The sequence below is a fragment of the Micromonospora sp. NPDC049089 genome, assembly GCF_040648775.1.
Classification (GTDB): Bacteria; Actinomycetota; Actinomycetes; order Mycobacteriales; family Micromonosporaceae; genus Micromonospora.
Genome location: NZ_JBEZEH010000274.1, coordinates 1 through 7,724 on the forward strand (window position 1 = coordinate 1; position 7,724 = coordinate 7,724).

Genomic DNA, 7,724 nt, shown 5'->3' on the forward strand with positions numbered 1-7,724 from the left:
CCACGGCCGCGCGGTCGTCGCCGTACCCGATCGCTGCATCACGACGAGGAGACATGACCCGTGGCAATCATCTGCTACGTCAGCGCTATCGATCCCGCGCAGCCGGGCACCGTCCACGCCCGCTACGTCCACTTCGACGGCTACCCGCTGACGCTCATCGCGGAACTACGCAGCATCTGGGCCACCACCGCCCGCCGCGACACTCAAGAGCTTATCGACGCGGTCCTCGCCTACGACTGGTACTACCTCGGATCCGACGTCACCCCAGACACCCGGTCGTTCCGTCATCAGCACCCCGTCGGCGGTGTGGGCGTGACGTTCGACGACACCGATCCTGAGCCCGTCACTGTCTTTCCGCTCAGCCGTGCCGTCGACCTCGACGCCTCGTGGGTCTACGTCATCAACCCCGCCGACGACACCGTCACCGTGCACTCCGGCGACGGGAGCCCGGTGGGCGTCCACAGCCTCGGCTAATCGGTACCTCGGAGGACCAGTCATGTCCGATCGCGCCTCTTACCTCGCCCGTTTCCAGGTCACGCCCGACCGCGCCTCCGCCGCGCGGCCCGACCGTACCCGCCCGCTCGGCCAGCGGGAGCCGACGTGACGCTCCGATCTCTGGTGTCCGTCGCGGTGGCGCTCGTCGCCGTGTTCATGCTCTGCGCCGGTGGGCTCGGCGGATTCCTCGGCGGCGGCACGGCTGCCGCCGATTGCGTCCCCACGGCCACCTCACCCGGCTCCGCGTCAACCATCACCGCGTCGTCACCCGGGACGCCACGCCGGTGGCCGGCGATCGGCGACTGGGACAGCGACCAAGTCGCTAACGCCGCCGCGATCGTCACCACCGGCGCCCGACTTCGGCTACCAGCGCGCGGCTGGGTGATCGCGGTCGCCACCGCCCTGCAGGAGAGCACCCTGCGGAACCTGCCCGGCGGTGACCGCGACTCGGTCGGGTTGTTCCAGCAGCGCCCCAGCCAAGGGTGGGGCACTCCCGCCCAGCTTCAGGACCCCGTCTACGCGTCGGAGAGGTTCTTCGAGAAGCTGGCCACGGTCAGGGGCTGGCAGGCGATGCCGCTCACCGAAGCCGCCCAGGCCGTGCAGGTCAGCGCCTTCCCCGACGCCTACGCGACATGGGAGGGACCAGCCACCCAACTGGTCAGCGCGATCGCCAACACCGCCGGCCTACCCACCGATGGCCTAGCCGGGTGCGGATTCACCGGCCCGTGGACGCAGCCGGTCCTCGCCCCTGTCGGGTCGGGCTTTCGTAGCTCGGACCGGCCGGGCCACGACGGCGTCGACCTCAGCGCCTCGCGCGGCACCGTTATCCGCGCCGCGTCCGCCGGGACCGTCCGCACCGTCGCCTGCAACGCCGTCTACGCCGACACCGGCGCCGATTGGGGCTGCGACCGCGACGGCGACCCCGCTCGCACGCGCGGGTGCGGCTGGTACGTCGACATCGACCACGCCAGCGGCCTGCTCACCCGCTACTGCCACCTGAACCAACCCCCGATGGTGACGGTCGGGCAGCCGGTCGCCGCAGGCCAGCCCATCGGCGTCGTCGGCTCCACCGGCCACAGCTCCGGCCCGCACCTGCACTACGAGGTGCACCACAACGGCGATGCCAGCCCGAACGGCGCCATCGACCCGGTGCCCTTCATGGCCGCACATGACGCCCCGCTCGGCACAAGGTCCTAGCGCGATGCCGGCGGCCCCATGGTCACCCAGCTCGACGGCCGTCCCACCTGCGGACGACCGCCGCAACCCCCGATTCACAGATCCCCAGGAGGGAAGGCACGTGAGCACACCTGTCCTGATCGGTGTCGCCGCACTCCGCGGCCGGTACACCGCCCGCTCCATCCAGCTTGCCGAGGACCCGGAGGTCCTGGTGCCGCTGCTGCGCCGGATCTGGACCGACACGTTCGGCCGCGACACCGACGCGATGGCCGCCGGGCTGCTGGCCCGCACCTGGTCGAGCCTCGCCGTCAACCCCACGACTCGGCGATGGCACCGGCAGCCGCCCGTAGCGGGCCTGGGCTACCCAGCCGTCACCGAGAACAACACCATCCGGCAGGGCTCACTACGGGAGGACCTCAACGGGCTCGACGAGTGGATGTACCTGCTGCACCCCGACCAGCGGCTACTGGTGGCGTACGAGGCGACGGTCCACGGCCGCTGGCTGCGCCACAGCGTCCACCACCTCGACCCGATCGAGGACCTGTTCGTCACCGCACCCGCCCTCAACGAGGGCGGCCCGGAGATGACCGTCTGCACCGTCTGCGGCGCCGTCGACGAGATCGACCACGTCGAGGTCCCGTCCATGGCCGGCTACGGCCACGACACCGCCACCAGCTGCACCCGCTGCGGCTCCTCGGTCGCCACCGACCCGATGTTCGGCGCCCACCTCACCCGCAAGCCCTGGCCAACGCACGCCCCCACCACGGGTGACGCGACAGGCGGCACCCAGTGAACACACCCGACCCGATGCCACCGCCGCCCCCCGCTGGCGACGGCCTGTCCACTCACCGATCGGAGAACACCATGACCTACCAGCCCGGCCAGCGCGTCGCCCTGGTCCACACCAGCGACCCGCACACCCAGTTGCGGCCCGGCGACACCGGCACCGTCCGCCGCCACGACCCGCAGCAGAACATTGTCGAGGTCACCTGGGACAGCGGCTCGGCCCTGTCGATGTGCCTCGACGCCGGCGACCGCATCCAACCGGTCACCACCCCGCCGCCCACCGGTGGGCCCGTCGACGAGGCCGCCGGATGGGCCGCCGCGCTGCGGCGGATGCGCGACGCCGGCACCGAGGCCGGCCGCACCGCCGCCGAATGGTGGGCTCAGGACACTATTGGCGCCCGGGTCACCGGCGACACCCGCCTGGCCGCCCGCCGGGTCCTGGCCGGCATTGACGATGGGGATCCCGTCGTCCTCGATGCCCTGCCCCGCTTCACCTTTGCCGCAGAGGCGGTCGACACCGCCGGATGGGGGCTGTTCGCCGACGCTACCGGCGACGTCTGCGGCTGGTTCGGGCTGCGTATCCAGCAGCGGGACGAGGCGATGGCCGTCTACCGCGACGCCTTCGACACCGCCGCTACCGACCGGATCGCCGACCTGTGTCGCCTCGCGGCCAGCCCCACCGGCCGCGAGGTGTCCCGCCTGCGCCCCGACCGGGTCCGTATCGGCGACGTCGGCGTGTTCGCAGGCGACTGGGCGCGCACCGCCGACCCGGACGGCAGGGACCGCATTGAGGTGGGGTTCGTTGGCACCCTGATCGAGCACTGGAACGGGTGGGCGGTGTTCTCCTGCACCCGGCTGGTGGCCGAGGCGATCGTCGCCGACCAGCAGCGGCATCGTGACCAGTACCGCGACAGCCTCCGGGACGAGGGCGTGCCGGCAGAGGAACTGGACCGTCGGGTCGACGCCGCGCTGGCCAACCTGTCCTTGAACGGCGACGTGATCATCGCCGACCAACGCGCCATGTTCGACGACCCCGACGCCATCGAACGCATAACCCCGTACGGCGACGGCCGGTACGTGGTGATGGGCCGCAGCTGGTGCTGGGAGGCCGTCGACCCGTACGCCTGCGACCGGATAGTTGGCGACCTGCCCGACCCCGATCAGGCATAGGCCTGCCCGCAGACCAAGCCCCACCGCGCCACCGGAAGCCGGGCCAGCATCGGCCGCGGCCACCCGGCCACGACAGGTAAGACTTTCAGGAAGGAATGCCAGTGACCATGCGCGCCCAAGACGAAATCGTCACCCGGGTCTGGGCTCTCCGGGCCAACCGCTGCGACATCTTCGGCTTTCGGGAGGAGGTGCTCGTGGAGGCGCTCGATCTCGACCACGCCCGCCAGGTCCTCACCCCCCGCCGCCCGGGTGAGTGGACCCAGCGGGTCAACCACGAGTCTTACGCCCGGGACTACCTGCGATTCGCCATCGGGAAGATCATCGACCACCGGGGCAACTCGGCGAGCCGGTCGGTGGACAAGCTCGGCGAACTCGCCTGGCTCCTCGTCCGCGACGACACCGTGGCGGCGATGGATCACGCCAGATACCCGATGTACGGAGCGCCCAAGGTCAAGGCGTTCGCCGACGGGTTCGACTGGCCGTTCCTCGACGACCTCGACGGCGACGACAGGCTGGCCCTGGCCCGGATGGCCGAGGGACAGCAGTGCGACCCGCAGGGCTGCGAACGGGGATGCGCCGACTGACCACGACCGCACCGCGCGCATCGCTTCCGGCCCTCACGGTGCACACGTAGTTAGCCGGCGCTCCCGGTAATCCCACACCCGCCAGCCCATTCGACTTGATCAATTGGGGTGACGGGGGTTCCATTGTCGGCGCCGACACCGCCCGCGCGGCCTCGACACCGACCAGCACGCACCAGCGGCGACCCGACGTGGCGCCGTAACCCTTCAGCACCACCGGGTGTGGTCGCCCACCTGCACGGCCCGACCAGGCCGGCAGGGGTTGGCCCCACCCGTCTCCGCTGTGCGGTACCCACCGCCCGCGCACCCGGAGACGGGTGCGCGGGCACAACCCTTGGAATCGAGGCAACCCCATGACAACACCACATACGCCGGCCCCGCAGGCCGGTTCACCGCAGAACGACCCAGCCCCGGCTAGCGGCGCCGGCACTCCCGCCACCGAGGCGGGCTCCGGCCGGTCCGGCTACCTCTACCGCAAGGTCGCCCTACACCTGGCCGACCACCCCGACACCATCCTCAAGGTCGGTGAGATCACCCGGGCTATCGGCGCACCGTCCTCCGGGGCGGTGTTCGAGGCATTAAAGAAGATGGCCGCCGCCGGGCACGCCACCCACCACCGCGACCCGCACCACCGCTTCCAGATCACCCAGCCCGGCATCGACGCCGCCGGCACCCTCCCACCCGCCGCACCCCGCACCCGCTCCGGCGGCAGTACTAGTGGTGGCCGTCAATCCCGGCCCGCGCCGGTACCGCGCCCGAACGGGACGCTGTACCACCCGCGGCGGCTCGGCAAGGGCTGGGACGTCGAGGAACTGCGACGGCTACGCGCCCAGCACGTACCGGTGCTGCTGTACGGGCCGCCCGGCACCGGCAAGACCGCCATGGTCGAGGCCGCGTTCCCCGACCTGCTCACCGTCGCCGGCACCGGCGACACCGTCGTCGACGACTTCCTCGGCTCCTACAACCCGATCCCCGGCGGCGGCTACGAGTTCGTCCACGGGCCCCTCGTCACCGCCATGCGTGACGGGCGGGTGCTGCTGGTCGACGACGCCACCCTCATCCCGCCCCGCGTCCTGGCCGTGCTGTACCCGGCCATGGACGGCCGCGGTGTCATCACCATCCCCGCCAACGGCAACGAGACCGTGGAAGCCGTCGACGGGTTCTACATCGTCGCCGGCCACAACCCGGGCGTGCACGGCGCGGTGCTCACCGAGGCCCTGGCCTCCCGGTTCACCGTCCACCTGCACGTCACCACCGACTGGGACCTCGCCCGCCAACTCGGCGTCCCCAAGCAGGTCGTGGCCGCGGCGATCGACCTCAACGCCGACCTGAGCGCCGGCAAGACCGTGTGGGCGCCGCAGCTGCGCGAACTGCTCGGCTTCGTCACCGTCCGCGACCACCTGGGCATGACCGCCGCCCTGGCCAACCTGGCCGGCATCGCCCCCGAGGACGCCCGCGACGACGTCACCGCCGCGCTGTCCCGGCACACCGGCACGCCCATCACCGCGCTCGCCCTCGGCAAGCGCTAACCGCCGTCCACCCCAGATTCCTGGAAGGAGCCAACCCCGTGTCACACCCCAGCACCCACCTACAGCAGGGCGCACCGCCGACGCCGGCCGCCGCCAGCGACTGGCATGACTGGTCCGCGGCGTGGACCAAACACGTCCCGCTGCTGACCGGCCGTACCGACCTCACCGTCCTCGTCGCCCCCGGCGCCGCCGGCGACGCACCCGAATGCTTCTACCCCGACCTCCACCGCATCGAGGTCGACGCCACCTACATCGCCGAACGCCCCGACATCACCGACCCCACGAAGGCCCGCCACAAGCGGATCGTGCCCACCGGCTACGGGCTGCTCGTGCACGGCGCCGCGCACGCCGCGCACAGCCACTGGACCACCCCGCCCGGCACCCCGCCGATCCTCGCCGACGTCGCCCACATGCTCGAGGAATCCCGGGCCGAAGGACGCCAACGCACCCGCCGCCGGGGCGACCGCCGTTGGCTGCGCCACGTCGTGACAACCCTTCTCAACCCCGACGACGCGGCCGTCGACGACCCATGGCACGCTGGACAACTCGCCGCCCTGCTGCTGGCCCGCGTCGACGCCCGCATCGTCACCAGCAAAGACGTCCGCCCCGTCCGCGCCGCCGTCACCGGCGTCCTCGGACGCAAACGCCTGCGACAACTGCGGGACATCTGGCGCGAGGCCCAGATCTGCGACGACACCGACGCCGACACCATGATCCGCCTTGCCCGCCGCTGGTGTCAGGTCCTCGGCATCGACCCCGACCAGCAGTACGACACCCCCGTACCGGACGCCGGCCTGTTTCCCGGCCGCCTCGCCGCGGCCCTCGTCGACTACCTTGCCGTCGCCGCCGGCGTCACCCCGGCCGAGTACGCCGCGGCGCTGCTGGCCCGCCGGCACAGCCCACCCTCGCAGTGGGACCGCCGGGACCCGACCGAGCAGGAACACCGCGCGGCCCGCGACCTCGCCCACCGGCTGCGGCAGGCCCGCACCCGCCACCCCGAACCCGGCCGGCGGCCCTCCGCGATCCCACCCGGGCGGCTGCGCACCCGCCACGCCATCACCGCCGACGCGCAAACCGCCGCCGGGCAACTGCCAACGGCCGCCCCGTGGCAGCAACGCGCCCACCTACCGCCCGAGAAACCCCGTCTGCACCTGGCGATCCTGGTCGACCTGTCCGGGTCGATGGACCGCTACACCGAGGCGATGTCCTCCGCGGCGTGGATCTTCGCCCACGCCGCCCGCCGCGCCGACGCGACGACCACCACCATCGGCTTCGGCGACCGCACCACCGTCCTGGTACCTCCGCGCACCTTCCCCAGGCAGGTGCTGCACATGCGCACCGACTTCGCCACCGCCACCTTCCCCGAAGCGGTCAAGGTCGCCGACCACCTCCTCGACCTGCGCCACGGCCGCACTCTACGGATGCTCGCCGTCGTCTCCGACGGCTACCTCGACGACATCCCCGCCGGCCAACGCCTCGTCACCACCCTGCACCGCGCCGGCTGCGCCGTGCTGTGGCTACACCCCGCCGACCCACCCACCGCGGGCGAGCCAACCGACCCAGACCAGATCTGGGGACACACCTTCACGCACACCACCACCCTGACCGTCACCGACCCGGTCGACGCCATCACCGCGATCGCCGACGCCGCCGTCACCGCGCTCGCCCAGACCTGAACCCCAGCCAGACCCGACCCGTCCGGGCGGCAAACCAGTCCCACCCCGCGCGCTGCAACGGCTGCGGCCGGGCAGCGCCGCGCGCGGCGTCTCAAGAAGCACCCACAGCCCCGGATCGCGCGGCCCGCCGCCGGCTCCCCGCCGCCGGGCCGCGACTTGACCATCCGCCGTCATCGAAGGGTGTATGCATCGCGTCCCCGACAGGCCCTAACCGGCCGGGCGCGGACGCGGAACGCCGTTGCCCATCACAAGGTGACAACCGCCTCGACGCCGACCCGGCGCCGGGCCATCCCGTTCACCCGGACTCGCGG

The 7,724-nt window shown here is 72.1% G+C and carries 7 protein-coding genes; all 7 read left to right on the forward strand.

Features of this window, described 5'->3' with window-relative positions:
- Positions 1 to 60 precede the first annotated feature (60 nt).
- The 7 genes from AB0B48_RS30620 (at position 61) to AB0B48_RS30650 (ending at position 7,413) form a co-directional block, all read left to right on the forward strand.
- Positions 61 to 474: a hypothetical protein gene (locus AB0B48_RS30620; RefSeq protein ID WP_357207598.1), complete on the forward strand. Its 414-nt coding sequence runs from the start codon at positions 61 to 63 to the stop codon at positions 472 to 474.
- A 126-nt stretch (positions 475 to 600) separates the two neighbouring features.
- Positions 601 to 1,692, forward strand: a complete 1,092-nt coding sequence (locus tag AB0B48_RS30625) for a M23 family metallopeptidase (RefSeq protein WP_357207601.1) — start codon at positions 601 to 603, stop codon at positions 1,690 to 1,692.
- Positions 1,693 to 1,792: 100 nt separating this feature from the next.
- Positions 1,793 to 2,464, forward strand: coding sequence for a hypothetical protein (locus AB0B48_RS30630; protein WP_357207604.1), 672 nt, complete (start codon positions 1,793 to 1,795; stop codon positions 2,462 to 2,464).
- A gap of 71 nt (positions 2,465 to 2,535) precedes the next feature.
- Complete coding sequence (locus tag AB0B48_RS30635) at positions 2,536 to 3,627, forward strand: DUF4314 domain-containing protein (protein WP_357207607.1); 1,092 nt, start codon at positions 2,536 to 2,538, stop codon at positions 3,625 to 3,627.
- A 107-nt stretch (positions 3,628 to 3,734) separates the two neighbouring features.
- Positions 3,735 to 4,211, forward strand: a complete 477-nt coding sequence (locus AB0B48_RS30640) for a hypothetical protein (protein ID WP_357207610.1) — start codon at positions 3,735 to 3,737, stop codon at positions 4,209 to 4,211.
- 350 nt (positions 4,212 to 4,561) lie between these two features.
- Entirely contained in the window at positions 4,562 to 5,737 is a 1,176-nt protein-coding gene (locus AB0B48_RS30645) for an AAA family ATPase (RefSeq protein WP_357207613.1), read from the forward strand.
- 38 nt (positions 5,738 to 5,775) lie between these two features.
- Positions 5,776 to 7,413, forward strand: a complete 1,638-nt coding sequence (locus AB0B48_RS30650) for a VWA domain-containing protein (RefSeq protein ID WP_357207616.1) — start codon at positions 5,776 to 5,778, stop codon at positions 7,411 to 7,413.
- Positions 7,414 to 7,724 lie beyond the last annotated feature (311 nt).

What these genes read in the sequence shown, in the direction of transcription:
- AB0B48_RS30645 (WP_357207613.1), top strand. Translation starts at nt 4,562, where the DNA reads ATGACAACACCACATACGCCGGCCCCGCAGGCCGGTTCACCGCAGAAC.
- AB0B48_RS30640 (WP_357207610.1), top strand. Translation starts at nt 3,735, where the DNA reads ATGCGCGCCCAAGACGAAATCGTCACCCGGGTCTGGGCTCTCCGGGCC.
- AB0B48_RS30635 (WP_357207607.1), top strand. Translation starts at nt 2,536, where the DNA reads ATGACCTACCAGCCCGGCCAGCGCGTCGCCCTGGTCCACACCAGCGAC.